The organism is uncultured Sphingomonas sp. (assembly GCF_937871615.1).
In the GTDB taxonomy this organism is placed as follows: Bacteria; Pseudomonadota; Alphaproteobacteria; order Sphingomonadales; family Sphingomonadaceae; genus Sphingomonas.
Genome location: NZ_CALMPA010000045.1, coordinates 233,353 through 259,377, shown reverse-complemented (window position 1 = coordinate 259,377; position 26,025 = coordinate 233,353). Strand labels below are relative to the sequence as shown.

The window sequence follows — 26,025 nt, the reverse complement described above, 5'->3', positions numbered from 1 at the left end:
GCAGGTAAGCACCAGCCATGATTGATTCTGCCGTACCCGAAAAAATCGCCGCGCAAGCCGCGGCGCATGACGCGATCGAGCGCGCACGAACGAATGCGCCCTTCCTCGCGATGCTGCTCGATCGCGAGCCGGAGCTTGCCGCCACGCTGGAGACCGGCGCATTGCCGCTCGCGGCTGTCGCGTGGCTCGACGAGGGTGGAGCGGCGCGGACGCTCAGGCTCGCGCGGCGACGGCTCGCGCTGACGGCGGCGATCGGCGATCTTTCCGGTGCGCTTGATCTCACCACCGTTACCAACGCGTTGTCCGATTTCGCCGATGCCGCGCTGGATCGCGCGATCCGCGCGGCGATCGAGGAGAGGACGCCTGGCGCCGAACCCACGGGCTTCGCGGCGATCGCGCTCGGCAAACTGGGCAGTCGCGAGCTGAATTATTCGTCGGATATTGATCCGATCCTGCTGTTCGACCCGCTGACCTTGCCGACCAGGCCGCGCGAAGACCCGGCGGATGCCGCCGTGCGGATCGGTCGGCGCGTGATTGAATTGCTGCAGGCGCTGGACGCCGACGGTTATGTCCTGCGCATCGACTTGCGGTTGCGGCCATCGCCGGAGGTGACGCCGATCGTCATCTCGGTGGACGCCGCGATCGGCTATTATGAATCGCAGGCGCTGCCATGGGAGCGCGCCGCGTTCATCCGCGCGCGGGCATGTGCGGGCGATATGGCGCTCGGCTTGCGCTTTCTGGAGGCGATCCGGCCCTTCGTATGGCGCCGAAGCCTCGATTTCGGTGCGATCGGCGAGATCGTCGATATCACGCGCCGTATTCGCGATCACCATTCGCAAGGGCAGGCATTCGGCCCCGGCTATGATCTGAAGCGCGGGCGCGGTGGCATCCGCGAGGTGGAGTTTTTCGCGCAGATTCATCAGTTGATCCACGGCGGGCGCGATCCGGCGCTGCGGATGGGGGATACCCGTGCCGCGCTGGCTGCGCTGGCCGCGGCGGGGCGAATCGACCCCGATGACGCACGGGCGCTGACCGAGGCCTATGTCGCGCTGCGCACGATCGAGCATCGCGTGCAGATGATCGACGATCGCCAGACGCATCATCTGCCGGTGGGCGACGCGCTCGATCGCGTCGCGCGGCTCGACGGGCGGGCGGACGGCGCGGCGTTGCTCGATCACCTGCGCCCGCATGTCGAGCGGGTGGCCGCGGTGTTCGACGTGTTGGCCGCGCCCGCGGGCGCTGCGCTCTCGGCGCATCACGAACGGCTGGTGGAGCAACTCGCCGCCGCCGGCTTCGCGGACGCGGAAGGTGCGGCGACGCGGATCGGGTTGTGGCGCTCCGGCCGCTATCCGGCGTTGCGCAGCCCCGCGGCGAAAGCGGCGCTGGAGGCGGTGCTTCCGGGCATCGTCGCGGCCTTCGCCGATGCGCCGGTGCCGCGCGCGGCGCTGCAACGGCTGGACTTGCTGCTCGAACGGCTACCAAGTGCGATCAACATCTTCCGTCTGCTCGAAGCGCGCCCGGCGCTGACCAGCCTGCTCGCGGCGATCCTGAGCCATGCGCCGACGCTCGCCGAGGAGCTGGGCCGACGCCCCGATCTACTCGACGGGCTGATCGACGCCACCGCGCTCGCCCCGGTCGGCGATCTTGCCGCGCTGGTCGCGGAAATGGAGGCGGTCGAGCAGGATGCCGATTATCAGGAGCGGCTCGATCATGCGCGCCGCGTGGTTGGCGATAAAAGGTTCGCGCTGGGCGCGCAGATCGTCGCCGGCGTGGCCGATCCGCTTGAGGTGGCGACCGGCTATGCGCGCGTCGCCGAGGCCGCGATCGAGGCGCTGACGAGCGCGACGATCGACGAATTCGTCCGCGCGCATGGCCGGGTGCCCGGCAGCGAGTTCATCATCCTCGCGCTTGGCCGGCTCGGTGGCGGGGCGCTTACGCACGCATCCGATCTTGATCTCATCTATTTGTTCACCGGCGAATTTTCGACCGAATCCGATGGGCCGAGGCCGCTTGGCGCGACGCTATATTACAACCGCCTGGCGCAACGCGTGACGGCGGCACTGTCGGTCGCCACGGCGGCGGGGCCGCTCTATTCGGTCGACACAAGGCTGCGACCATCGGGCGCGCAGGGGCCGCTGGTGGTGAGCGTCGATTCGTTCGCGCGATATCAGCGCGAGGATGCCTGGACTTGGGAGCATATGGCGCTGACCCGTGCGCGCCCCGTTTTCGGGTCCGAGGTCGCGCGCGCCGCGCTTCAGGCCGAAATCCACGCGGTGCTCGCCGGCGCGCGCAAGGATCGCGACGTGGTGGCGGATGCGGCGAAGATGCGCGAGGAGATGGCGGCGCACAAGAAACCCGCCGGCCCGCTCGACGCGAAGTTGCTGCCGGGTGGGCTCGTCGATCTCGAATTCGCGGTGCATACGCTGCAACTCGAACACAAGAGCGGCTTCGATCCGCGACTGGCGCGCGCGATCGATTTGCTCGGGCCGCTGCTGCCGGCGGGGATCGGCGCGGCTTATGAATTGCTGACGCGTCTGCTCGTCACCTTGCGGCTGGTCGCGCCCGATGCGCAGGAACCGGAGGCGCTGGCGACGAGCGCGCTGCTGGCACGGGCGCTTGGGCTGAATGATTGGGCGCAGGTGCTTGCCGGGCTGGATGCGGCGCGGCAGGAGGTGCGCGATACCTGGCTGGGAGTGATAGATGGACGCGATTCCCGATCTGACGCTGGTTGATCCGCGCGGCGCGCCGGTGCAACTCGCCGCGCTGCCCCGGCCGCTGGTGGTCTATTTCTATCCCAAGGACGATACGACCGGCTGCACCCGCGAGGCGCAGGACTTTTCCGCGCTGGCGGCGGATTTCGCGCAAGCAGGCGTGGCGCTGCTCGGCGTGTCGAAGGACAGCCCGAAGCGACACGGCAATTTCATCGCGAAATATGGTCTGACCGTGCCGCTGGCGAGCGACGAGGATGGCGCGGCCTGCGAGGCGTTCGGCGTATGGGTCGAGAAATCCATGTACGGTCGCAAATATATGGGCATCGAGCGCGCGACCTTCCTGTTCGGCAAGGATGGCAAACTCGCGCGCGAATGGCGCAAGGTGAAGGTGGCGGGTCACGCGGCGGAAGTGCTGGAGGCGGCGCAGGGATTGTAGCCGGCGAGCCGGTGCCCGGCGCGAATCCGGTTACGCGAGCATGACAATATCGAAGGTGAAGGCAAGTACGCCCGGTTCGCTCGACTGAACCGGCTTGCAGATGACCGTTGCCGGATTGCGCCGCCGCGCCGTTAGTGTCGAAAGCAGAATGTCGGTCTGATTGAGGCTCTCGCCCGGAAAGTACATTTGGGTGACAAGCCGATAATCGGCGTGGGTCACGTCCCAGTGGATATGCGGCGTGCGGATCGTTCCCGATGGCTCGGGATACGGTCCAGGCTTGATCGTGCGTATGCGATAAGTGCCATCCTGAGCAGTCTCGAAGTCGACCACGCCGAGGAAGTTCGGATCAAGTGGCGCGATATTGGTGTCGACGGGATTGGTGTAGCGACCGGCGGCATTCGCCTGCCACAACGTGACAGCGGTATGCGGCAGCGGATTCCCCCTCCTGTCAGTGACTCGCCCGCTGAGTTGCATAACCTGACCTGCCGCCCGACCGCGCTTGCCCGGATAATGGGTTAGGTCGAGATCATGTCCGCGTGGTCCCCGGACGGGATAAAACGGACCAAAGGTTTCCTGCCCCGTCGGCGACAGGAGATTTGTCGGCTGGTCCGGCGCGACGGATGATCGGGCCATCAGCGGGAGCGATAATCCTCCGAGCATTGCATCGCGGCGTGACACATCCATCGCAATCGCCCCTGCGTGGTCGCGGCTGTGTTTTATCATTCAGGCCGGGTTCGCGCAATTTATGCGCCGTATCGGCTTTCCGACAATCCCGGCCCCGTCAGCTTACTTGCCGGTTTCAGGTCAGTCGGCGTGCCAGTCCCCGGAACGGCCACCGCTTTTGGCGCGCAGGCGGATGCCCTCGATCCGCATTCCACGATCCAGCGCCTTCGCCATGTCGTAGATCGTGAGCAGCGCGGCCGAAACCGCGGTCAGCGCCTCCATCTCCACGCCGGTCTTGCCGTCGGTCGCTGCCGTCGCCGTTGCTTCGACATGGTCGTTGCCCAGCGACAGATCGAGCGACACGCGGGTGAGGGGGAGCGGGTGGCAGAGCGGGATCAGGTCGCTGGTGCGCTTCGCCGCCATGATCCCGGCGACCCGCGCCACCGCCAGCACATCGCCTTTCGCCACCGCGCCATCACGGATCGCGGCGGCTGTTTCGGCGGACATCAGGATGCGGCCGGTCGCTGTGGCCTCGCGGCGGGTCACCTGCTTGTCACCCACATCGACCATGCGCGCGGCGCCGGCCTCGTCGAGGTGGGTGAGGCGCGTCATCCCACCAGCGCCCGCGTCGCCGCCTCAACATCGGCCTGACGCATCAGCGATTCGCCGATCAGGAAACAGCGCACACCATGCGCGGCCATCGCATCGAGGTCCGCGCGGGAGGTGAGCCCGCTCTCGGCGACAAAGGTGCAACCGGCGGGGGCGTGCTCCACCAGTTCATAGGTGCGCGCGAAATCGACCGTGAAGTCCCGGAGATCGCGGTTGTTCACGCCGATGAGGCGTGATTTCAGCTTGAGCGCGCGTTCCAGTTCGCCGGCATCGTGGACCTCGACCAGCACGTCCATCCCGCGCTCGATCGCGGCCGCCTCGATCTCCGCCAGCGCCACATCGTCAAGCGCCGCCATGATGAGCAGGATCGCATCCGCGCCGATCGACCGCGCCTCCGCCGCCTGCCACGGATCGACCATGAAATCCTTGCGCAGCACCGGCAGATCACACGCCGCGCGCGCGGCGATCAGATAGGCATCCGCCCCTTGAAAATATTGTTCGTCGGTCAGCACTGAGAGGCACGCTGCGCCTCCGGCCTGATACGCGCGGGCATGGGCGGGCGGATCGAAATCGGCGCGGATCAGCCCTTTCGACGGGCTGGCCTTCTTGATTTCCGCGACAAGGCCGTAGTTCGGCGCGCGATCCAGCGCGGCGCGGAAGCCGCGTGGCGCGCTCTGTTCGCTGGCGCGCGCGTCCAGATCGGCGATCGAGGCGCGCGCGCTGCGGGCACGCACCTCATCGCGCTTGGTGGCGAGAATCCGGTCGAGTACGTTCGTCATTTCCATGCGATCCAGCGGTCGAGCAATGCCTCCGCCGCGCCCGTGTCAATCGCTTCCGCCGCGCGCGCGACACCGGCGTGCAGCGTTTCGCCGACCAGCGCCAGCGCGGCGGCGGCGTTGAGCAGCACGGCGTCGCGATAGGCGCCATGCTCCCCGCGTAACAGGCGGCGCAGCGCGGCGGCGTTATAGCCAGGGTCTCCGCCGTGGATCGCGGCGATCGGGTGGCGCGGCAGCCCGGCGTCCTCCGGCGCGATGCGTTCGGGAAGCGCGATCGCGCCTACCGATACCGCGATCGTCGGCCCGGCGCCGGAAACCTCGTCCAGCCCTTCCTCGCCGGAAACGACGAGCGCGGCTTCCGACCCTAGTTCGGCGAGCGCGGCGGCATAGACCGGCGCGTAATCCGGGCGCGCGATGCCGATCAACTGGCGGGTGACGCGTGCCGGATTGGCGAGCGGCCCCATCAGATTGAAGATCGTGCGCTTGCCGATGTGGCGGCGGATCGGGGTGATGCGCCGCATCGCCGGATGATGGTTCGCCGCGAACAGGAAACAGATGCCGAGTTCGCTGAGCGTTTCCTCCGCGCCGGCGCCGGCGCGATCCATGTCGAGGCCAAGCGCCTCCAGCGTATCGGCCGCGCCCGCCTTTGACGAGGCCGCGCGATTGCCGTGCTTGGCAACGGGCACGCCACAGGCTGCGACGATCAGGCTGACGGCGGTGGACACGTTGAGCGTGTGGTGGCCGTCACCGCCGGTGCCGCAAACGTCGATCGCGCCGGCGGGCGCGCTGATCGGGATCAGGCGTTCGCGCAGCGCGCGGGCGGCTTCGGCGATCTCAACAGCGGTTTCGCCGCGATCGCTCAGCCGGATGAGGAACTGGGCGATCGCCTCCTCGCTCGCGCGCGCATCGAGAATGTCGGCGAACGCCCGCGCGGCGTCTTCGCGGGCCAGTGGCAGCGCCGGATCGGGCAACTGGACGAAACTGCTCATGCCGTGCCGGTGGCCTTCAGGAAATTGGCGAGCAGCGCGTGCCCGTGTTCGGTGGCGATGCTCTCGGGGTGAAATTGGACGCCATGGATCGGCAGTTCGCGATGCCGCAATCCCATCACCGAACCGTCCGGCGCGGTGGCGTTGACGACCAGCGCATCCGGCACGTCCTCTACGATCAGCGAGTGATAGCGCGTCGCCGTGAACGGTGAGGGGATGCCCGCGAACACCCCCGTGCCGTCATGCGTTATCGGCGAAGTCTTGCCGTGCATCAGCCCGCCGCGCACCACATGGCCGCCGAAATGCTGGCCGATCGACTGGTGGCCAAGGCACACGCCGAGCAGCGGCCGGGCGGTTTCCGCACAGGCGGCGACAAGCCCCAGGCTGATCCCCGCTTCGTTGGGGGTGCAGGGGCCGGGCGATATCAGAAAGCCCGTCGCGTTGGTCGCCAGCGCATCCGCCACGCTCATCGCATCGTTGCGCACGACGCGGACCTCCGCCCCCAGTTCCATCAGATAATGGACCAGGTTCCAGGTGAAGCTGTCATAATTATCGACAACGAGGATCATCTCGCTGGCCTTACTCCATTCCGTTCGCATCGCAACGGCTGTTGCGATGCGGAAACTTGCGGTAACCGGATCGGAACGTTCAGCCGGGATACAAGGCCGCCGGACGACGTTACGTTGTTTGCCGAGGAGACCATGCGATGTTCCGTCCCCTGACCATGCTGGCGTTCGCCACTTTGCCGGCGGCGGCACTCGCGACGCAGGCGACGCAACCGGCTCCATCCGCCAAGCTCGCCGAAACCGTGCATCAGGAGATGCAGACGCAAACCGGGGAGCCGCCCAAGCGCATCCGCAGCGTGACGCTTACCGGCAACGAGAAATGTCCGCCTTCCACCTCGAACGAGGTGGTGGTGTGCAACCGGCTGGACCCCAACGAGCAATATCGCGTGCCCAAGGAATTGCGCCGCCCGCCGGAGGTGCCCGCGAAGAACCAGAGCTGGGTCAATCGCGCGCAGACGGTGGATGAGGTGGGGCGCACCGCGGGCGGCCTGCCCAATACCTGCTCGGCGGTGGGCACTGGCGGGCAGACCGGCTGCGCCCAGATGAACGCGCGGCAATGGTATCTCGAACGGCAGGCGATCAAGCGCGCCGAACAGGCCGGCACCAGCCCGCCGCCGCAGGATTGAGCGCGGATCGCCTTTCGACAACGCTCTTTTGACAGACCAGACGCTCGCCGCACCCCCCGCGCCGGTGCGTTTCAATCAACACTGCCGTGCCCGACGGGCGGAGGTTTCCCCGATGACCGATACGATTGTCCTGCGCCTTTCATGCGAGGATCGCCCAGGCTTGGTCGCGACGGTCGCGGGCTTTCTCGCGGGCCACGGCGGCAATATCATCGACGCGCAGCAATTCGACGATCGGCTCAACGGCCGGTTTTTCATGCGCGCGGTGTTCCAATGCGACGCCGGTGTCGAAGGGCTGCGTGAAGGTTTCGGCCCGATCGCGGATGCGGTGGGCGCGGACTGGTCGATGGAATCGGCGGCGGTGCGCAAACGCGTGCTGCTGATGGTGTCGAAATTCGATCACTGTCTCGCCGATCTGCTCTATCGCCATCGGATCGGCGAACTGCCGATGGACGTGGTGGCGATCGTCTCCAACCATCCGCGCGAGGCGCTGCACGCCGCCGCGATCGGCGATATTCCGTTTCACCATCTGCCCGTCACCAGGGAGAACAAACCGGCGCAGGAAGCCGCGCTGAAGCGGATCGTGACCGGGAGCGGAGCGGATCTGGTGGTGCTGGCGCGCTATATGCAGGTGCTGTCGGACGATCTGGCGGCGTTCCTTTCCGGGCGCTGCATCAACATTCACCACAGCTTCCTGCCCGGCTTCAAGGGCGCCAAACCCTATCATCAGGCCTATGCCCGCGGGGTGAAGATGATCGGCGCGACCGCGCATTACGTGACCGCCGATCTCGATGAAGGCCCGATCATCGCGCAGGATGTGGAGCCGATCAGCCACGCCGATACGCCCGATGATCTGGTTCGCAAGGGCCGCGATATCGAACGGCGCGTGCTGGCGGAGGCGGTGACCTATCACCTTCAGGATCGCGTGCTGCTCAACGGCGCGCGCACCATCGTCTTCCGCTGAGGCAGCGCGGCCTTGTATCGCGCCGGTTCGTGTCGCAAGAGCGACGCCGGCACGCGGGGGAACCCGCCACGGGGATTGGTGAGATCAAGGTGACGCTCGAAATTAGCGCGTGGACGCGGGCCGCATGACCGCCGAAGCCGGGCTGGCCGCTCTGTGGTTCGCCGCCGCGCTGGCCGCGTTGCAACTGGTGCTGGCGGGAATCGCGGTGCGTCGCGCCGATGCGACGCTGCTCGCCGCCGTCCGCCCTGTCGCGGTGGTGCAGGGGCTGATGGCCGCGCTGTCGATGATCGCGCTGATCGCGGTGTTTTGCGTCTCTGACATGTCGGTCGCGCTGGTCGCCGCGAACAGCCACTCGGCCAAGCCGCTCCTCTACAAATTCGCCGGCGCGTGGGGGAATCACGAAGGCTCGATGCTCCTCTGGGTGACGATCCTTGGCGTCGCGGGCGGTGCGGTGGCGTTGCTCGAACGCCGGCTCGACGAGCGCCCGTTGATCGCGACGCTCGGCGGACAGGCGGCGATCGCGCTTGGTTTCTACGCGTTTCTGCTGTTCGCCTCCAATCCGTTCGCCCGGCTCGATCCGGCGCCGCTTGACGGGCAGGGGCTGAACCCGCTGCTGCAAGACCCTGGTTTGGCCTTCCATCCGCCGACGCTTTACATCGGCTATGTCGGCCTATCGGTGGCCTTCTCCTTCGCGATCGGCGCGCTGGTGACGCGCGAGGTGGGGCCGGCGTTCGCGCGCGCGATGCGGCCCTGGGTGCTGGGCGCATGGATATTCCTGACCTTGGGCATCACGGCGGGGAGCTATTGGGCCTATTACGAACTCGGCTGGGGCGGCTGGTGGTTCTGGGATCCGGTGGAGAATGCCTCGCTGATGCCGTGGCTGGCGGCGACCGCGCTGCTCCATTCGGTGACGGTGCTGGCGACGCGTGATGGCTTGCGCGCGTGGACGGTGATGCTGGCGGTGGTCGCCTTCTCCATGTCGATGATCGGCACCTTCCTCGTCCGTTCGGGCATCCTCACCAGCGTCCACGCTTTCGCCGTCGATCCCGAGCGCGGGGCGTTCATCCTCGCGCTGCTGGCGATCTATATCGGCGGCGCGCTCACGCTGTTCGCCACCCGCGTGGGCACGGTGCGCGCGGGCAATACCTTCGAGTTGCTGAGCCGCGAGGGCGGGTTGGTCGCGAACAACCTGCTGCTTTCGGTGATCCTCGGCATCGTGCTGATCGGCACCTTCTATCCGATCGTCGCGGCGGCGATGGGGACGCAGCTTTCGGTCGGCCCGCCGTTCTTCGACAAGACCGCCGGGCCGGTGGCGCTGGTGCTGGTGGCGATCATGGCGGTCGGGCCGCTGCTGCGCTGGCGGCGGGACGAGGCGCAGGCGGTGCTGGAGCGGATGATGTGGCCGATCGCGGCGACCGTCTTTACCGCCGCTGGTCTCGTCGTGCTCGCGGGCGGGATGAGTTTTCTGCAACTCGCGGGGCTGTCGCTCGCGACCGGGTTGGCGGTGGCGAGCGTGGCGCCGCTGTGGAAGCGCGATCTGCGACGCGCTCCCTTGTTCCTCTACGGCATGGTGATCGCGCATCTTGGCATCGCGGTGAGCCTTGCAGGGATGGCCGCATCAACCGCATGGACGCAGGAGCGGCTGGTCGCCGCGCGCGTTGGCGAGCCGGTTCAGGTCGGGCCGTTCAGTGTCACCTTCGAGGGCGTGAATCCGCTGATCGGCCCCAATTGGTCCGCGCTGGAGGCGCGGCTGAGCGTCAGGCGCGGCGAGGACGGCGAAATATTCTATCTCCGCCCACAATCGCGGTTCTTTTCCAATCCGCCCACCACGACGAGCGAGAGCGCGATCGCGACGCGGCTCGATGGCCAGCTCTATACCGTGCTCGGCCAGCCCGATAATGCCGGGCGCTGGCAGCTTCGCCTGTGGTGGAAGCCGTTCGTCACGCTGATCTGGCTTGGCGGCGGGCTGGTTGCGCTGGGCGGGGCGCTGTCGATGCTCGGTCATATCCTGCGCGAGCGTCGCTTGGCACGCCGGGCGCGGGAGGCGGCGTGGCAATGAGGCGCTGGCTCCCCTGGCTACCACTCTTGGCTGTGGTGGTGGTGCTGGCCTTTGCGGCGCGCGAGCTGATGAAGCCTGCCGATCGCACCGTCTATTCGGCGATGATCGGCAAGCCGATGCCCGATTTCACGCTCGCGCCGCTCGTTCCCGGCAAACCGGGGCTCGATGCCGCCGCGCTACGTACCGGGCAGCCACGCCTGCTCAATATCTTCGCGAGTTGGTGCATCCCGTGCATCGCAGAGGCGCCGCAACTCATGCGGTTGAAAGCCATGGGTGTGCCGATCGACGCGATTGCGATTCGTGACACTGGGCCGGCGGTGAGCGAATTTCTTCAGCGTTATGGTGACCCTTATCGCGCGATCGGTGACGATAAGGTGAGCGAAGTGCAACTTTCGCTGGGTTCCTCCGGCGTGCCGGAGACATTCATCATCGACGGCGCCGGACGGATCGTGAAACAGCATGTCGGCGACATCCGCGCCGACGACGTGGACGCCATCTACCAGGCATGGCGGCGCGCGAAATGAGGCGGCTGGCGCTATCCGCGTTGCTGCTGCTGGCCGCGCCGGCGGTGGCGGATTCGGGGCTGCCGCCCGCGATGCTCGCTTATACCCAGCTTCCCGATCCGAAGCAGGAGGCCGAGGCCAAGGCGCTGATGGAGACGGTGCGCTGCGTCGTCTGCCAGGGCCAGTCGGTGGCGGATAGCGATGCGGATATGGCGGGCGACATGCGCGCGCTGATCCGCCAGCGCATCGCCGCGGGGGAAAAGCCCGCCGAAATCAGGGCATGGCTGATCGCGCGTTATGGCGATTACATCACATATGATCCCCCGCTTTCCGGGGTGACGCTGCCCTTGTGGCTTGCGCCGCTGGTGTTGCTGGCGCTTGGCGCATGGGTTGCGCGCGGCAGTTTCCGCCGGCGCAAGCGCCGTTCCGAATAGGGCTGGATTCTCCCCTCACTCTCCCATAGCCTTCGCTGCAGAACAAAAGTTACGTAGCAAGGAGAGACCGGCTTATGGGCCAGAAGTTGCGATTCGGCACGTTCATCGCGCCGTTCCATCCGCTGCGCGAAAATCCGACGCAGGCGCTGGAACGCGATCTCGATCTGGTCGCCCATCTCGACAAGCTCGGCTATGACGAAGCCTGGATCGGCGAGCATCATTCCGCCGGCTACGAACTGATCGCCAGCCCGGAATTGTTCATCGCCTTCGCCGCCGAACGGACGAAGCATATCCGCCTTGGCACCGGGGTTTCCTCGCTCCCCTATCACCATCCGCTGATGCTGGCGGATCGCATCAACCAACTCGATCACATGACGCGCGGACGGGTGATGTTCGGCGTCGGGCCGGGGGCGCTCCCTTCCGATGCGTTCATGATGGGCATTCCGGTGGCGAAGCAGCGCGACCGGATGGACGAGGCGCTCGACGTGCTCGTGCCCTTGCTGCGCGGCGAAACGGTGACGAAGAAGACCGACTGGTTCGAGCTTGCCGAGGCGCGGTTGCAGATGACGCCATATAGCCGCCCATCGGTGGAGATCGCGGTGGCGAGCCAGGTTTCGCCCACCGGCGCGCAGGCCGCCGGGCGGCACGGTGTCGGCATCCTTTCGATCGGCGCGACGCAGACCGGCGGGTTCAACGCGCTCGCCTCCAACTGGGCGATCGCGGAGGAGGTGGCGAGGGAGCGGGGCCAGCACATGAATCGCGATGGCTGGCGGCTCGTTGGCCCGATGCACGTCGCCGCGACGCGTGAGGAAGCGCGCGCGCAGGTGCGCTTCGGGATCGAGGACTGGCTTTATTATTTCCGCGAAGTCGCAGCCCTGCCGCTGGCGCCGACCGACGGCGATCCGATCGACGCGCTGGTGAACAATGGCATGGCGGTGGTCGGCACGCCTGAGGATGCGATCGCGCAGATCGCGCGGCTTCAGCGGCAATCTGGCGGCTTCGGCGCGTTCCTGACGCTCGACACCAATTGGGCCGAGTGGGATGCGAAGAAGAAATCCTATGAACTGATCGCGCGTTACGTGATGCCGAAGTTCCAGAACCTCAATTCCAGCCGCGATGCCTCGCTGGCATGGGCGCGGGACAATCGCCCGCGCTTCATCGGTGAGGCGCAAGCCGCGGTGGGCGCGCGGGTGGCGCAGCATATCCGGGAGAAGGGAACGGAGAATATCCGCCCCGAAATCCTCGCCGCGATGGGGCTCGACAAGAAACAGGATGCGGCGGAATGAGGGCCGTTGTCCGCCGCGGCGCCGAACTGGTGCTGGATAACGTGCCCGATCCGGTGCCGGGCGCGGGGCAGGTGCTGGTCAAAACCCTGTGCTGCGGCATTTGCGGTTCCGATCTCCACGCCGTCCATTCGATGGAGAAGATGGTCGACCTGGGCCGCCGCAGTGGCGAGCCGGTGCTGATCGATCCGGCGAAGGATATCGTGTTCGGCCATGAATTCTGCGCCGAGATACTCGATCACGGCCCCGGCGCGGACAAGCGGCTGAAAACCGGCACGCGCGTCGTGACGGTGCCGGTGGTCGCCGCGCCGCAGGGATTCGAGACGGTGGGTTATTCGAATCGCTTCCCCGGCGGCTTCGGCGAAGCGATGGTGTTGACCGAACAGATGCTGCTGGCGGTGCCCAACGGCCTGTCCGACGTGCAGGCGGCGATGACCGAGCCGTTCGCGGTGGGCGAACATGCGGTGGCGCAAAGCGATGCCGGGCCGGATACGGTGAACCTCGTGGTCGGCTGCGGCCCCGTCGGCCTCGCGGTGATCGCCGCGCTCAAGGCGCGCGGGCTGGGGCCGGTGATCGCATCGGATTATTCGCCCGCCCGCCGCAAGGTGGCCGAGGCGTTCGGCGCGGATGTGGTGATTGATCCGGCGGCGGAGAATCCGCACGCCCGCTGGAGCGCGATGGGCGTGCCGCATTCGCGCACCGAACGATCGGTGCTGGCGATGGGCGGCAATGCCGGCAAGCGGGCGATCGTGTTCGAATGCGTCGGCGTGCCGGGCGTGATCCAGTCGCTGATCGAGGCGGTGCCGGTCGCGTCGCAGATCCTCGTCGTCGGCGTGTGTATGCAGACCGATGCGATCGAGCCGTTCCTGTGCATCAACAAGAGCCTGGAGCTGAAATTCGTGCTTGGCTACACGCCCGATGAATTCGCCGCGACGCTCCACCATATCGCTGAAGGAACGATCGACGTGCGCCCGGCGATCACCGGCGAAGTCGGGCTGGATGGCGTGGCGGCGGCGTTCCGCGCGCTGGGCGATCCCGAAGCGCAGTGCAAGATGGTGGTGCGGCCATGAGCGGGGATGCGCTGCCGGGGATGCCCCCGCTCACTTATGTCGAGACGAACGGCATCCGCATGGCATGTTACGACGTGGCGGGGCGGGGCGTGCCGGTGGTGTTCTGCCATGGCTTTCCCGAACTGGCTTATTCGTGGCGCCATCAGCTTGCCGCCTTCGCCGCCGCCGGGCATCGTGCGCTGGCGCCCGATCAGCGCGGCTATGGGCTGACCGACCGGCCCGAGGCGATCGAGAGCTACGACATGGAGCAGCTTTGCGCCGATCTCGTCGGGTTGCTCGATGCCAAGGGGATCGAGCGCGCGATATTCTGCGGGCATGATTGGGGCGGGTTCGTCGTGTGGCAGATGGCGCTGCGCCATCCGGCGCGCGTGGCCGGGGTGATCGGGCTGAACACGCCGTTCATGCCGCGCATGTCCGCCGATCCGATCGCGCTGATGCGCATGGCGCTGGGCGAGGACATGTATATCGTGTGGTTCCAGAAGCCGGGCGAGGCGGATGCGGCGCTGGCGAAGGATGTGGACAAGACCTTCCGTTTCTTCATGCGCCTGCCGACGATGACGCCGGCGGAATTCGCCGCGCTGCCCGCCGAGCAGAAGAATTTCGCGCTGGGGCTGATGCTGGAGAGCTATGACCCGGCGGGCGATGCGCATCAGTTGCTTGGCGACGAGGAGCGCCGCGCGTTCGTCGACACCTTCGCCCGCACCGGCTTCACCGGCGGGATCAACTGGTATCGCAATTTCACGCGCAACTGGGAACGCTCGACCGGGATCGCCGATCGCGTGAATGTCCCCGCGCTGATGATTACCGCCGAATGCGATCATGTCCTGCCCCCGTCGATGGCGGCGGGGATGGAGAAATATGTTCCCGATCTCGATCGGCACATGGTCGCCGGATCGGGCCATTGGACGCAGCAGGAAAAACCGGCGGAGGTAAGCCGCGTGATCCTTGACTGGATCGCGCGCCGTTTCCCCGATTGAGGAGAGATAAGATGCGGCTTGTGAGTGAGCATATCGTAGAGGGGCGGCAGGGGCCGACCTTCCCGCAGGTCTATCCGACGCTGGAGGGCGTGGACCTGGGCGACATCCATGCCTTTACGAAGGGCCAGCCCTGGGCGGATTATGCGCGGATGCGCGCTGAGGCGCCGGTGATGTGGCACCCGCTGCGGCGCGAAGGCGTGGGCTTCTGGGCGGTGACGCGCTTCGAGGATGTGAAGCGCGTGAATGGCGATCCGGAGACGTTCAGTTCGGAAAAAGGCGGCATCCTGATGGCGCTCGGGCCGGAGGAGACGCGGCATCCGACGCTATTCTCCGCCTCGACCAACTCGATGATAAACCTCGACGCGCTGCCGCATCGCCAGCTCCGCAAGGAGCATATGCCCTATTTCACCGCGAGCTATGTCAAGGGCTTGCGCGAACGGGTTTCGGGGGAGGTGACGCGGCTCCTCGATACGATGGCGCCGCTCGGCAAATGCGACATGGTGGAGAAGTTCAGCCAGCGGCTGCCGATCTTCACGCTGTGCGAGATGCTGGGTGTGCCGCTGGCCGATCGCGAACGCTTCATGTCGTGGATCCATTTCCTCGAAATGGCGCAGCAGGTGGCGATGGAGCAGATAGATCAACTCGCCGGCCTGTCGGAGCCGACGCCCGAGATCGCCGCGTTCATCGAGCTGTTCAACAAGAACGTGGCCGAGATGTTCGATTATGGCCGGCATATGCTCGCCAAGCGCCGCGCCGATCCGCAACCCGATCTGATGAGCGCGATCGCCAACGCGGTGGTGGATGGCGAGCCGCTGCCCGATCCCTATCTGGATGGCGCATGGCTGCTGATCGTGTTCGCGGGCAATGATACGACGCGCAATTCGCTGTCCGGTGCGATGAAGCTGTTCACCGAAAATCCCGATCAGAAGGCGCGGCTTCAGGCGGATGGCGGGCTGCTCAGCAATGCGGTGCACGAGATCACGCGGGTGGTTTCCCCCGTCATCTACATGCGGCGCACCGCGACGCGCGATACCGAGATCGGCGGCCAGCGGATCGCGGCGGGCGAGAAGGTCATCATGTATTATGGCGCGGCCAATCGCGATGCGGCGATGTTTCCCGATCCCGATCGGTTCGATATCGCGCGCGCCAATGCGGAAAAGAACATCGCCTTCGGCTATGGCCCGCATATCTGCATCGGGCGGATGACCGCGCAGTTGCAGCTCGAGGAAGCCTATCGCCAGTTGTTCGCGCGCTTCCCCGATATCCGCTGGACCGGCGACATGGATATCGCGCCCAATAATTTCGTCCATGCGGTGCGGCGGCTGGAGGTGGAGTTCACGCCGGAACGCGCGGTGAAGGCGGCATAAAGGGGAGGGGGCGGCGATGCTCGATCACATCACTTTCGGTGTTTCGGATATCAGCCGCTCGATCGCCTTTTACGATCGGGCGCTGGCCCCGCTCGGCGTGCGTCGCCTGCATGACGGCAGCGACGGCGCGGTGCGGGTGGCGGCTTACGGCGATGACCGGGCGTGGTTCTGGATCGCGGAACACGATCCGACGCGCGGCAAGCTGCACATCGCGCTGACCGCGCGGGATCGCGCGGCGGTGGACGCGTTCCACCGCGCGGGACTCGCGGCGGGCGGCGCGGATAATGGCGCGCCGGGCCTGCGCCCGCATTATCATCCCGGCTATTACGGCGCCTTCGTGCTCGATCCCGATGGGCATAATATCGAAGCGGTGTTCCACCGCGGATGAAGGACGCGGGCGATGAGCGAACTGGCGGTGGAATATCAGGGACGATTACGCTGCCGGACGGTGCATGAGGAATCCGGCGCCGCCATCATCACCGATGCGCCGCGCGACAATCACGGATTGGGGGAGGGGTTTTCGCCCAGCGATCTGCTCGGCGTTGCGCTCGGAAGCTGTATCCTGAGCGTTCTGGGGATCGTCGCGCGCAACCATGAACTCGATATCGCGGGCGCCAGAGCGACGGTGGAAAAGGAAATGGCCAGCCTGCCGTCACGCGCGATCACGCGGCTGGCGGTGACGATCCACATGCCGCGCCTTCTCGCCGACGATCATATCCGCCGGCTGGAGGCGGCGGCGCACACCTGCCCGGTCCACCGCAGCCTCCACCCCGATCTCGACGCCCCGATCCGCTTCGTCTGGGGCGAGGCGCCGGCGGCCTGAGCGCACCGGCGCCGGCACCCGTGTTACGCGGGCATCCGATGTAGCGCGCAAAGCTTGTTGCCATCCGGATCGCGCAGATAGGCGAGGTACATGCTCATCGCCGGGCTGGCGCGGACGCCGGGCGCGTCCTCGATCGCGGTGCCGCCGTTTTCGGTGCCGGCCTTGTGCCACGCATTCGCCTGCTCCGGCCCGTCCATCGCGAAGCCGATCGTGCAGCCGTTGCCATGCGTCGCGGGCTTGCCGTCGATCGGCTGGGTGACCATGAAAATCCCGCCATTGTGCAGATACATCAGCCGGCCCTTATCGTCCTGGATGCCGGGCTTGCCGCCGATCGCGCCGAACAGGGCATCATAGAATTTGCGCGAACGAGCGATATCGTTCGATCCGACCATCATATGGCTGAACATGGCTTTCTCTCCTTCTTGGTGCGTTATCGAGTCGTGTCTCGCTGAACCGCCTTTTCCGCATAAGCGTGCGCGCCCGCGCGGCAAAGGGATTGGCGATTCCGCCGGTTGAGTTTGCCCCCTAGCCGTGCTTGGCCGCGCATAGGAAAGTCTTGCTGGCGCGGCGGCGTTCGGCGGAGCTAGCGCGTTGAGGATGAACATGACAGGCACAGCGAACGTCGACGGTCTGGATCGCGCGGCATTGATGGACGCGCTGGTCGCGCTGGCGGAGGCCGGTGGTGATATCGTGTGGCGGCATTTCCTCGACGGCGCGGACGTGACGATCAAGCCCGACGAATCCCCCGTCACCGCCGCCGATCATGCGGCGGAGGCCGCGATCCTCGCGGGGTTGATGGAGGTCGCGCCGCATATCCCCGTGGTCGCCGAGGAGGCCGCCGCCGCCGGTCGCATCCCCGCGGTGGACGGCGCCTTCTTCCTGGTCGATCCGCTCGACGGGACCAAGGAATTCATCCGGCGCGGCGACGATTTCACGGTCAATATCGGGCTGATCGAGCAGGGCGCGCCGACGATGGGGGTGGTCTATGCCCCCGCGCGCAAGGCGCTTTACTGGGGCGATGCGGCAAGCGGCGTGGCGCGTCGGGCCGAGCGCACGCCGTTCGCCGCGCGTGGGGCCGAAAGCGAAATCGCGGTGCGCCCGATCCACACGCCGCCCTGCGCGGTGGCCTCGCGCAGCCATGCGGATCCTGCGACCGCGGCCTGGCTCGACGCGGGCGGGATCTGCGACTGTGTGTCGGTCGGCTCCAGCCTGAAGTTCGTGCTGGTGGCGAGCGGCGAGGCGGATGTCTATCCGCGCACCGGCCCGACGATGGAATGGGATACCGCCGCCGGCGATGCGGTGTTGCGCGCCGCCGGGGGGAGAACGCTCGATCCCGACAATCGCCCGTTCCGCTATGGCAAGCCGGGGTTCCGCAATAGCGGCTTCATCGCTTGCGGGCGCTATGAGCCGGCGCCGCTCAGGCCCTTCGTCACCGGCTGAACGCGCGATCAGCATCCCCCGTCGCAGCGGATCACCGCGCCGGTGACGAAGCTGGAGGCGGGGCTCGCCAGATAGAGCGCGGTGGAGACGATCTCCGCCGGCCTGCCGGGGCGCCCCAGCGCATTGTCGGAATGCTCGCGCGCCTCCTTGCTCCATGCTTTGGAGATATCGGTCAGGAACGGCCCGGCGGCGATCGCGTTGATGCGCACCTTCGGCCCATATTCGTGCGCCATGCTTGCCACCATCGCGTTGAGCGCTGCCTTGGCGGCGGCATAGGGGACGACCTGCGGCGTGGGCCGCAGCGACGCGATCGACGAGGTGGCGAGGATCGCGCCGCCCTCGCTCTCCGCCATGCGCTGCGCGATATTGGCGATCAGGCGGAATGGCCCCTTGAAATTGAGCCCGACGACGCTGTCGAACAGCGATTCCGACACCTCATGGCTGGGCACCAGCGGCCCCATCCCGGCATTGGCGACGAGCAGATCGAGGCGCCCGAACGCATCCCACGCCGCCGCCGCCAGCCGATCCATCTCATCCCATTTCGCGGCGTGGGCGGGCAGCGCCAGCGCGCGGCGGCCCTTCGCCCTGATTTCGGCGACCACCGATTCGCACGCATCGGCCTTGCGGCTGGAGACGATCACGTCCGCGCCGGCATCGGCGAAGGCCAGCGCGATTTCACGCCCCAGCCCGCGCGAACCGCCGGTGATGAGCGCAACCTTGCCGGAAAGATCGAACAAGGGGTGGGGCATCGCTGATTTCCTCTCCGCGCCGGGCTTTGTGCGCCCGATCCATAACAGTTGTTATGCCCGTTTCCGGGCGGTGCGCAACCGCCGGCCATTGGAGTAATTTCAGGACGGGTAAGCCACCTGCTGGCTCGGAGAAGGAGGATTGAGCGGCGATCCGATCCAGTCGGATCGAAACCGCTTCGACGGTCCGGCAGCGGGGAGGGACATGCGGCGCGGCGGGCAATGCGGCGTTCTTTTTCAGCGCGACAGAATGGGTGGCGAAATCCGGCCAACGCACACGAAACCGAATCGTCTTTTATCTTGCACTGCAACAATTCCGGGGCCAGTGCGTTGGTCCTATCCCGGCGTATCGAAACGGTGCGACCGTTTGGTCGATGCCGGGGAAACGAAATTGTACCGTCATGACGAGTTCCGCGCGCGTAGCGTATTCGCGCGGGCATGGCGGGAGGGGCGGGGCGGCGACGTTCCCGCCCCTTCTTTCGTTCGGTGCGATCTGGAAGGCGGTGGAAGTGAGGCCGCGCTAGCGCCCCATCACGTTCGCGAGCGTCGCGAGATCGCGCTGATCGACTGGCATACCAACCGCGTCAGTCGCGGGGGCGGGCGCCGCCATATTGTTGGCGGGGGCGTCCGGCTGGGCCGAGCCGGCTACGTCGATCGCGAACCAGATGATGCCGCCCGCCCATAACAGGGCGAACCAGCGGCTCCGGAAAATGCGCGGCGACGGCAGCATTCCCGCACCCTGCCCCCATATTGGTTAAGGCGCGGTGGATCGCGCTGGTTGATGCCGGGCTGACCAGATCGGCGGGTGGGCCGGCGCCGGAACTTGCCGGCCCACCGCGTGATGCGCTTATTCCGCCGCGACGCCGGCTGCCGAGAACATGTCGCCCTCGCCATGGCCGTCGCCACTATCCTCGTTCGCGGCGATGCCGGTCTTCGCCTTCTGGCGCTTGTCGAACGAATCCCACACATCGGACCATTGGCCGCGCGTTGCCGCCTTGGAATATTCGGTCGCGCGGGTTTCGAAGAAATTGGCGTGCTCCACGCCGTTGAGCAGCGGGGTGAGCCAGGGGATCGGATGCTCGTCGATCATGTAGATCGGCTTCAGCCCGAGCTGCCCGAGCCGCCAGTCGGCGATATAGCGGATGTAACGCTTGATATCCTTCGGCGCCATGCCGTTGACCGGCCCCATCTCGAACGCGAGGTCGATGAAATTGTCCTCCAGCCGGATCGTCGTCTGGCATTGATCGGCGATATCGTCCTTCACCGCCTTGGTGAGGCAGCCGCGTTCCTTCACGAAGGTGTGGAACAGCTTGATGATCCCCTCGCAATGCAGGCTCTCGTCGCGCACCGACCAGGAGACGATCTGCCCCATGCCCTTCATCTTGTTGAAGCGCGGGAAGTTCATCAGCATCGCGAAGCTGGCGAAAAGCTGCACGCCCTCCGTAAAGCCGCCGAACATCGCCAGCGTGCGCGCGATATCCTCATCGTTATCGACGCCGAACTTCTGGAGATAATCGTGCTTGTCCTTCAGCTCGGCATATTCGAGGAAGGCGCCATATTCGCTTTCGGGCATCCCGATCGTGTCGAGCAGGTGCGAATAAGCGGCGATATGCACCGTTTCCATGTTGCTGAACGCGGTCAGCATCATCTTGATCTCGGTCGGCTTGAATACGCGGCCGTATTTCTCGTGATAGCAATCCTGCACTTCCACGTCCGCCTGCGTGAAGAAGCGGAAGATCTGGGTGAGCAAATTGCGCTCATGATCGGTAAGCTTCTGCGCCCAATCGCGACAATCCTCGCCCAGCGGCACTTCTTCTGGCAGCCAGTGAAGCTGCTGCTGACGCTTCCAATATTCGAACGCCCATGGATATTCGAATGGCTTGTACTGTTTGGATGCTTGGAGGAGGGGCATGGATTTTACTCCGGAAGAAACTGAATAAGAAAGAAGGCGGAAAGGCCGATAATAGCCGCGGTGCCAGGGACGAAGCCGCTCATCACTCCAGCCCCCCGCGCCACATCGCGGTGGCGCTCATCGCGAGCACCGCGCTCGCAGCCAACGCCATGATCCCGGCCATGCGGAAGACATAGACCTTCGCCGGGCCACTCGGCCGCGTGAGCGCGAGCAGCAGGCCCGCGCCGACCAGCGCCAGCAGCGCCGCGACAAGATACATGATGGCGACCGGCAGCGTCATCGGATCGCGATCAACGATTTGGTGAGCGGGCCGATGCGCTCGCGCTCGATCCGCGCATCGGGGAACAGCGCCCCCATCTGGCGCGCGGTGAGCAGCGCCACCGACTGGATGTTGCGCATCGCCTCGTCATAATCGGATGCGATGCGGAAGCCCCGGCGCCGGTTCACCAGCCGCGCGGCGCGATAGGATTCCGGCAGCCAGTGAAACATCACCGAGCGATAATGCGGCTCCACCGGGAACCAGAAATTGGGCGTCTGAAGGTAATAATGCGGGGCGAGCCGACGCACTTCGCGCGCCATCGCCGCCATTTCCGGCCAGCGCCCGACATGTTCGATCACGCTGTTCGAATGAACCACATCGAACGCCATATCGGGATATTGGAGCGCGCACGCATTATCCGAACGCAGATGATAGATATCATCGTCCTCGGCTGGCTGATCGAGGTTGACGATCGTGATGTCTACTTTGCGCCCCTCCCATAGCGGGCGGAGCGCCTGCCAATATTCCCTGGTGCCGCCGATATCGAGGATACGCGTAGGGCCGTCCTTCGCGGGCAATTTATCGAGCAGCGAAAGAAAGCGCGCGAAACGCTTCATCCGGAAGCGATTGCCGTCAACCTTCATGCGTGGTGCCTTTCGGATGATGGCTGCGATAAATATCTGCGCGAGGATGCGGCGCTTTGCCGCTGCGCGCGTTGAATCCCCCGAGCGGATCTGCGCGGGGGAATTGATGCACGACCTCAATAATATCAGGCCGGCGATGCGGATCGTTGCCGCCGACGGCATCCATATCGGCACGGTCGACGGGATGGATGGCGCGCGGATCCGCCTGATCCCGCCCGACGGCGCGGATCATCGCTATCTGGCGGTTGGCCTGGTGATTGCGGTGCGTGGCGACACGGTGTGCCTCGCCGCCACGGCGCAGAACACGCGCGAACTGTTCGAGGAATATGACTGATCCGCCGCGCGCCCGTGGCGGGCGGATGTTCCCGCCCGTGGCGAGGACAGCGATCGCGCGAGGGTGCATCGGATCGAGCGCGGGCGATGCTGCCGAGATGCGGGGTACATGCACCTTTTTCGCCTTTCCGAATGACTTGCCCCAGCGTGATACGAAGGGGCGAATACGCTCCCCCGACCGCTAATCGGAGCTTAACCCGAGCGGCCTCCGGCTCCAACGCCTAAATTGCCCGATCACCAGAAATATTCTGTGGGTAACACCATCCCTAGTGGTGGAATGGCTTGACTGGGCGCGATATAGGCGAAGCGAGCGGATATTCGCGTTTTGTTCGATCGGCGCGCCGCGATTTCGCATCGTGCCATCGCGAACAGGCTTGCGGGCGCTGATCCGCGTGGGCTCAGGCGGGATTGTCGAGGCTGAATTCGTCCGCATCCTCATCATAAGCGAACAATTCGGCATAGCGGCACCAATGCGTCACCGAGCGCAGAGTCTCATCGGCATAATCGGGGGACATGTGATCCTCCAGCTCATCGCGGAAGCGACGCGCTGGGGCGGTGTGGCTCGGCCGCTCGTCGAGGATGCGGCGGATATGCTGGGCAAGCGGCACATGCTGGACGAGCGCCTGGGCGAAGATCGCCTTGCGCCCGTCGGTATCGGCCTGCGCATAGCGGCGCGCGGCGGGGGTGAGCAGCAGATCGCCCCCGGACAGATCGGCGAAGCGCATCAATTGCAGCGTTTCGGCCATGGGGAACAGATCGTCGATCTCAAGCTGCAACTGATCGGCAAGGTCCGCCATCGCCGCGCGGCCATCGAAGGGGGCGGCGTCCACCTCCTCGACCAGCCCGGCGAGCGCGTTGGTGGAAACGACCGGCAGGACCATCGAGATGCCGGTGCCGGGGAACAGCCCGTCGCGCGCGGGCTGCGCCGCCGCCCGCGCGGTCATGCGGGCATAGATATCCTCCACCAGCGCGCGGAAGGCCGGATCGAGCCGATCGCGCGGCTGCGGCAGATCGACCCTGATCTCGGCGGCGATGCGCCCCGGATTGGAGGCGAAGACGAGGATGCGATCGCACATCAGCACCGCCTCCTCGATATTATGCGTGACGATCAGGATCGACTTGATCGGCATCCGCCCTTCGGACCACAGATCGAGCAGATCGGTGCGCAACGTCTCCGCCGTCAGCACGTCCAGCGCGGAGAATGGCTCGTCCATCAGCAGCAGTGAGGGATTGACGACGATCGCGCGCGCAAGGCCGACGCGCTGGCGCATCCCGCCCGAAAGCTCCTTGGGGAAAGCATTTTCGAACCCGTCGAGGCCGATCAGGTCGATCGCGGCCAGCGCGCGGGTGCGGCGTTCCTCGGCGGGCACGCGCTGCGCCTCCAGCCCAAGCTCGACATTCTGGAGCACGGTGAGCCAGGGGAACAGCGCGAAGGTCTGAAACACCATGCTGACGCTTGGCTCGCTGCCGTCTTCGCGCGGCACGAAACGGATTTCGCCTTCGCTTGGCGCGATCAGCCCGGCGATCGAGCGCAGCAGCGTCGACTTGCCCGAGCCGGAGCGCCCGAGCAGCCCGACGACCTCGCCTTCGTTGAGCGTCAGATCGACATTCTCGAGCACCAGCAGGTCGCTCGCGCCCTTGCCGTAATGATGGCGCACGCCGCTGACCGTGACGACCGGGCTGGTGGCGGGGAGGCGGGCGAGGGTAGCCATATGGGCGTCTCCTGTCGGTGATTCAGCAAATCAGCCGAGCCGCAACCGGCGGTCGGCATAAGTGTAAAGCGGGCGCCACAGCAGCCGGTTGATCCCGATCACGAAGATCGACATCACCGCGATGCCCAGCGTCACGCGCGGGAAATCGCCCTCGGCGGTCGCCTGCGCGATATAGGAGCCGAGCCCCGCGGCTTCGAGCTTGCGATTCCCCCAGGTCACCAGCTCGGCGACGATGCTGGCGTTCCACGAACCACCCGAGGCGGTGAGCGCCCCCGTCACGTAATAGGGGAAGATGCCGGGGATCGCGAGCGTGCGCCACCATTGCCAGCGCCTCACGCCGAACATCCCGGCCGCCTCGCGCAGGTCCGTCGGGATCGCGCTCGCGCCGGCGATGACGTTGAACAGGATATACCATTGCGTGCCCAGCACCATCAGCGGCGATAGCCACACATCGGGATCGAGCTGCCAGCGGACGATGGCGATCACCGCGAAGGGAAACAGCACGTTGGCGGGGAAGGCGGCGAGGAATTGCGCGACCGGCTGAAGCCGCTCCGCCCAGCGCGGGCGCAGGCCGATCCACACGCCGATCGGCACCCAGATCAGGCTGGCGAGCGCGATCAGCACCAGCACGCGCAGCAGCGTGATAAAGCCCAGGCCGAACGCATCGAGCACGTCCCCCGGCGCGAGATTGCGCGAGACGTAGCTCGCGATCAGCCACACCGCCCAGCCGACCGCGCCGACGACGATCGCCAGCCACAGCCGGCGCCCGGCGCTCGAGCGTTCCTCCGCCCGCCGCCGCGCGGGCCGCGCGGGGCGGCGATCAATCGCCAGCAGCGCGCGGCTAAGCCCGATCGCTGGCGAGAACAATACGGGCAACAGGCGGGTGCGGCGGAACAGATCATAAGCCCATGAACGTGGGCGGTGCGCGCTCGCGGTCTGCTCGAAGCGGAAGCGATCGGCCCATACCACCACCGGGCGGAACACCAACTGATCGTAAAGCAGGATCACCACCGCCATCGCCGCCACCGCCCAGCCGACATGGCCGAAATCCTGATGGTCGATCGCGAGCGCGAGATATGATCCGATCCCCGGCAGCATGATCCGCGTATCGCCGACGCTGATCGCTTCCGATGCGACGACGAAGAACCAGCCGCCCGACATCGACATCATCGCGTTCCACACCAGCGCCGGGGTGGCGAAGGGCAGCTCAAGCCGGATGAAGCGGCGCCACGGCGACAGCGCGAAGCCGCGCGTCACTTCCTCCAGATCGGTCGGCACCGAGCGGAGCGACTGATAGAAGCTGAACGCCATGTTCCACGCCTGGCTGGTGAAGATCGCGAAGATCGCGGCCAGCTCAACGCCGATCTGGCGCGCCGGGAACAGCCCCATGAAGAAGGTGACGGTGAAGGTGAGGAAGCCGAGGATCGGCACCGATTGCAGGATATCGAGCGCGGGGACGATCACCATTTCCGCCCGGCGGCTCTTGGCGGCGAGCGTGGCGATGACGAAGGTGAAGACGAGGCTGGCGCCAAGTGCTGCGAACATGCGCAATGTGGTGCGCAGCGCATAGCCCGGCAGATTGGCCGGATCGAGCGTGACCGGCGCGATATCAAGCCGCGCGAGCGGCGCGATCATGCCTTCCGCCCCCTGGATCACCAGCACGGCGACCCCGGCGAGCAGCAGGAAGGCGATCGCGTCGGCCCAACTCGGCGCGACATTGCCGCGCCATTGACGCGACAGGCTCAGCAGGCCGCGTGCGGTCTGTGGTACGAAGTCCATGTCTCATCCCATTCGTGCGCCATCGGCGGCACCCGTTGGGCGAGACTGATGCGATCAGGCCCGGCCGGGCGCCTCCGATGGCGCGTTCATTCGACTACTGTCGCTTGGCATTGCGGTTGTTGTTTCCTGACCGGCCACGGGAATACGCAGCCCGGATCGCCCCTGCGACGGGCGTGCGAAGGAGTCAATCGGGGACGTGGGGGCCGCGCGATCATACCGCCGGGGCCGTGCCGGCGAAACCCGTGGCTAATGCATGATTCACACACCTCGCGCGTCTTCTCGTCTCACCGCGATTTTAGTGGATGACAACGACGCGCGCGACGCTCATTCATGAAAGCGAAAGCATGTTC

At 66.2% G+C, this 26,025-nt stretch carries 28 protein-coding genes; 15 read left to right on the top strand and 13 right to left on the bottom strand.

The window, feature by feature from the left end; translation table 11 throughout:
- The first annotated feature begins 17 nt into the window (after nucleotides 1–17).
- Together Q0316_RS12745 and Q0316_RS12740 are read left to right on the top strand one after the other, a co-directional pair.
- Nucleotides 18–2,732, top strand: coding sequence for a bifunctional [glutamine synthetase] adenylyltransferase/[glutamine synthetase]-adenylyl-L-tyrosine phosphorylase (locus Q0316_RS12745; protein ID WP_298673024.1), 2,715 nt, complete (start codon nucleotides 18–20; stop codon nucleotides 2,730–2,732).
- On the top strand, nucleotides 2,701–3,147 hold the full coding sequence (locus Q0316_RS12740) for a peroxiredoxin (RefSeq protein ID WP_298673021.1): 447 nt from the start codon (nucleotides 2,701–2,703) through the stop codon (nucleotides 3,145–3,147). The genes Q0316_RS12745 and Q0316_RS12740 overlap by 32 nt, the downstream gene beginning before the upstream one ends.
- Before the next feature lie 30 nt (nucleotides 3,148–3,177).
- Here Q0316_RS12740 and Q0316_RS12735 read toward each other — a convergent pair whose 3' ends face one another.
- From Q0316_RS12735 to Q0316_RS12715, 5 genes are all read right to left on the bottom strand, one after another.
- Nucleotides 3,178–3,870 (bottom strand): hypothetical protein, encoded by a 693-nt coding sequence (locus Q0316_RS12735; protein WP_298673019.1) that lies wholly within the window; start codon nucleotides 3,868–3,870, stop codon nucleotides 3,178–3,180.
- An 81-nt stretch (nucleotides 3,871–3,951) separates the two neighbouring features.
- Nucleotides 3,952–4,422 carry a cyclic pyranopterin monophosphate synthase MoaC gene (gene moaC, locus Q0316_RS12730; protein ID WP_298673017.1) on the bottom strand — a complete coding sequence of 157 codons (471 nt, stop codon included), beginning with the start codon at nucleotides 4,420–4,422 and terminating at the stop codon, nucleotides 3,952–3,954.
- Nucleotides 4,419–5,198, bottom strand: a complete 780-nt coding sequence (gene trpC / locus Q0316_RS12725; RefSeq protein ID WP_298673015.1) for an indole-3-glycerol phosphate synthase TrpC — start codon at nucleotides 5,196–5,198, stop codon at nucleotides 4,419–4,421. Before trpC ends, moaC begins: the two co-directional genes overlap by 4 nt.
- Nucleotides 5,195–6,184, bottom strand: a complete 990-nt coding sequence (gene trpD, locus Q0316_RS12720) for an anthranilate phosphoribosyltransferase (RefSeq protein ID WP_298673012.1) — start codon at nucleotides 6,182–6,184, stop codon at nucleotides 5,195–5,197. The genes trpC and trpD overlap by 4 nt, the downstream gene beginning before the upstream one ends.
- The gene (locus tag Q0316_RS12715) at nucleotides 6,181–6,750 is read right to left on the bottom strand and encodes an aminodeoxychorismate/anthranilate synthase component II (protein WP_298673089.1); all 570 of its coding nucleotides are present in this window, start codon (nucleotides 6,748–6,750) and stop codon (nucleotides 6,181–6,183) included. Before Q0316_RS12715 ends, trpD begins: the two co-directional genes overlap by 4 nt.
- A 137-nt stretch (nucleotides 6,751–6,887) precedes the next feature.
- On the opposite strand from Q0316_RS12715, the gene Q0316_RS12710 reads away from it, so the two are divergent.
- From Q0316_RS12710 to Q0316_RS12660, 11 genes are all read left to right on the top strand, one after another.
- The gene (locus Q0316_RS12710) at nucleotides 6,888–7,373 is read left to right on the top strand and encodes a hypothetical protein (RefSeq protein WP_298673011.1); all 486 of its coding nucleotides are present in this window, start codon (nucleotides 6,888–6,890) and stop codon (nucleotides 7,371–7,373) included.
- Between the two features lie 112 nt (nucleotides 7,374–7,485).
- A complete protein-coding gene (purU, locus tag Q0316_RS12705) occupies nucleotides 7,486–8,334 on the top strand; it encodes a formyltetrahydrofolate deformylase (RefSeq protein WP_298673007.1) in 849 nt (282 codons plus the stop codon).
- Nucleotides 8,335–8,458: 124 nt separating this feature from the next.
- A complete protein-coding gene (locus Q0316_RS12700) occupies nucleotides 8,459–10,393 on the top strand; it encodes a heme lyase CcmF/NrfE family subunit (protein ID WP_298673006.1) in 1,935 nt (644 codons plus the stop codon).
- Complete coding sequence (locus tag Q0316_RS12695; RefSeq protein ID WP_298673005.1) at nucleotides 10,390–10,917, top strand: redoxin family protein; 528 nt, start codon at nucleotides 10,390–10,392, stop codon at nucleotides 10,915–10,917. Before Q0316_RS12700 ends, Q0316_RS12695 begins: the two co-directional genes overlap by 4 nt.
- Nucleotides 10,914–11,330 (top strand): cytochrome c-type biogenesis protein, encoded by a 417-nt coding sequence (locus Q0316_RS12690; RefSeq protein WP_298673003.1) that lies wholly within the window; start codon nucleotides 10,914–10,916, stop codon nucleotides 11,328–11,330. Before Q0316_RS12695 ends, Q0316_RS12690 begins: the two co-directional genes overlap by 4 nt.
- Nucleotides 11,331–11,404: 74 nt before the next feature.
- A complete protein-coding gene (locus Q0316_RS12685) occupies nucleotides 11,405–12,616 on the top strand; it encodes an LLM class flavin-dependent oxidoreductase (RefSeq protein ID WP_298673002.1) in 1,212 nt (403 codons plus the stop codon).
- A complete protein-coding gene (locus tag Q0316_RS12680; RefSeq protein ID WP_298673000.1) occupies nucleotides 12,613–13,683 on the top strand; it encodes a zinc-binding dehydrogenase in 1,071 nt (356 codons plus the stop codon). Before Q0316_RS12685 ends, Q0316_RS12680 begins: the two co-directional genes overlap by 4 nt.
- Complete coding sequence (locus tag Q0316_RS12675; protein ID WP_298672998.1) at nucleotides 13,680–14,660, top strand: alpha/beta hydrolase; 981 nt, start codon at nucleotides 13,680–13,682, stop codon at nucleotides 14,658–14,660. The genes Q0316_RS12680 and Q0316_RS12675 overlap by 4 nt, the downstream gene beginning before the upstream one ends.
- Nucleotides 14,661–14,671: 11 nt before the next feature.
- The gene (locus Q0316_RS12670; protein WP_298672996.1) at nucleotides 14,672–16,027 is read left to right on the top strand and encodes a cytochrome P450; all 1,356 of its coding nucleotides are present in this window, start codon (nucleotides 14,672–14,674) and stop codon (nucleotides 16,025–16,027) included.
- 16 nt (nucleotides 16,028–16,043) lie between these two features.
- Nucleotides 16,044–16,415 carry a VOC family protein gene (locus tag Q0316_RS12665; RefSeq protein WP_298672993.1) on the top strand — a complete coding sequence of 124 codons (372 nt, stop codon included), beginning with the start codon at nucleotides 16,044–16,046 and terminating at the stop codon, nucleotides 16,413–16,415.
- Between the two features lie 12 nt (nucleotides 16,416–16,427).
- A complete protein-coding gene (locus tag Q0316_RS12660) occupies nucleotides 16,428–16,850 on the top strand; it encodes an OsmC family protein (RefSeq protein WP_298672991.1) in 423 nt (140 codons plus the stop codon).
- 23 nt (nucleotides 16,851–16,873) lie between these two features.
- Here the strand turns inward: Q0316_RS12660 and Q0316_RS12655 are convergent, their stop codons facing one another.
- Nucleotides 16,874–17,257, bottom strand: coding sequence for a VOC family protein (locus tag Q0316_RS12655; protein WP_298672989.1), 384 nt, complete (start codon nucleotides 17,255–17,257; stop codon nucleotides 16,874–16,876).
- A 196-nt stretch (nucleotides 17,258–17,453) separates the two neighbouring features.
- On the opposite strand from Q0316_RS12655, the gene cysQ reads away from it, so the two are divergent.
- Nucleotides 17,454–18,290: a 3'(2'),5'-bisphosphate nucleotidase CysQ gene (gene cysQ, locus Q0316_RS12650; protein ID WP_298672986.1), complete on the top strand. Its 837-nt coding sequence runs from the start codon at nucleotides 17,454–17,456 to the stop codon at nucleotides 18,288–18,290.
- A gap of 8 nt (nucleotides 18,291–18,298) precedes the next feature.
- Here cysQ and Q0316_RS12645 read toward each other — a convergent pair whose 3' ends face one another.
- From Q0316_RS12645 to Q0316_RS12625, 5 genes are all read right to left on the bottom strand, one after another.
- On the bottom strand, nucleotides 18,299–19,039 hold the full coding sequence (locus Q0316_RS12645; protein ID WP_298672983.1) for an SDR family NAD(P)-dependent oxidoreductase: 741 nt from the start codon (nucleotides 19,037–19,039) through the stop codon (nucleotides 18,299–18,301).
- A 517-nt stretch (nucleotides 19,040–19,556) separates the two neighbouring features.
- Nucleotides 19,557–19,766 carry a hypothetical protein gene (locus Q0316_RS12640; RefSeq protein ID WP_298672981.1) on the bottom strand — a complete coding sequence of 70 codons (210 nt, stop codon included), beginning with the start codon at nucleotides 19,764–19,766 and terminating at the stop codon, nucleotides 19,557–19,559.
- A 117-nt stretch (nucleotides 19,767–19,883) separates the two neighbouring features.
- A complete protein-coding gene (locus tag Q0316_RS12635) occupies nucleotides 19,884–20,948 on the bottom strand; it encodes a ribonucleotide-diphosphate reductase subunit beta (protein WP_298672978.1) in 1,065 nt (354 codons plus the stop codon).
- Nucleotides 20,949–21,030: 82 nt separating this feature from the next.
- Nucleotides 21,031–21,228 (bottom strand): hypothetical protein, encoded by a 198-nt coding sequence (locus Q0316_RS12630; RefSeq protein WP_298672975.1) that lies wholly within the window; start codon nucleotides 21,226–21,228, stop codon nucleotides 21,031–21,033.
- Nucleotides 21,225–21,851: a methyltransferase domain-containing protein gene (locus Q0316_RS12625; protein ID WP_298672972.1), complete on the bottom strand. Its 627-nt coding sequence runs from the start codon at nucleotides 21,849–21,851 to the stop codon at nucleotides 21,225–21,227. Before Q0316_RS12625 ends, Q0316_RS12630 begins: the two co-directional genes overlap by 4 nt.
- 106 nt (nucleotides 21,852–21,957) lie before the next feature.
- Here Q0316_RS12625 and Q0316_RS12620 point away from each other — a divergent pair, with 106 nt between their 5' ends.
- Nucleotides 21,958–22,185 carry a DUF2171 domain-containing protein gene (locus Q0316_RS12620; RefSeq protein ID WP_298672969.1) on the top strand — a complete coding sequence of 76 codons (228 nt, stop codon included), beginning with the start codon at nucleotides 21,958–21,960 and terminating at the stop codon, nucleotides 22,183–22,185.
- Nucleotides 22,186–22,582: 397 nt separating this feature from the next.
- Here Q0316_RS12620 and Q0316_RS12615 read toward each other — a convergent pair whose 3' ends face one another.
- Both Q0316_RS12615 and Q0316_RS12610 read right to left on the bottom strand, forming a co-directional pair.
- Nucleotides 22,583–23,896 carry an AAA-associated domain-containing protein gene (locus Q0316_RS12615; RefSeq protein ID WP_298672966.1) on the bottom strand — a complete coding sequence of 438 codons (1,314 nt, stop codon included), beginning with the start codon at nucleotides 23,894–23,896 and terminating at the stop codon, nucleotides 22,583–22,585.
- Nucleotides 23,897–23,926: 30 nt separating this feature from the next.
- Nucleotides 23,927–25,675, bottom strand: a complete 1,749-nt coding sequence (locus tag Q0316_RS12610; protein WP_298672963.1) for an ABC transporter permease subunit — start codon at nucleotides 25,673–25,675, stop codon at nucleotides 23,927–23,929.
- Nucleotides 25,676–26,025: the final 350 nt, after the last annotated feature.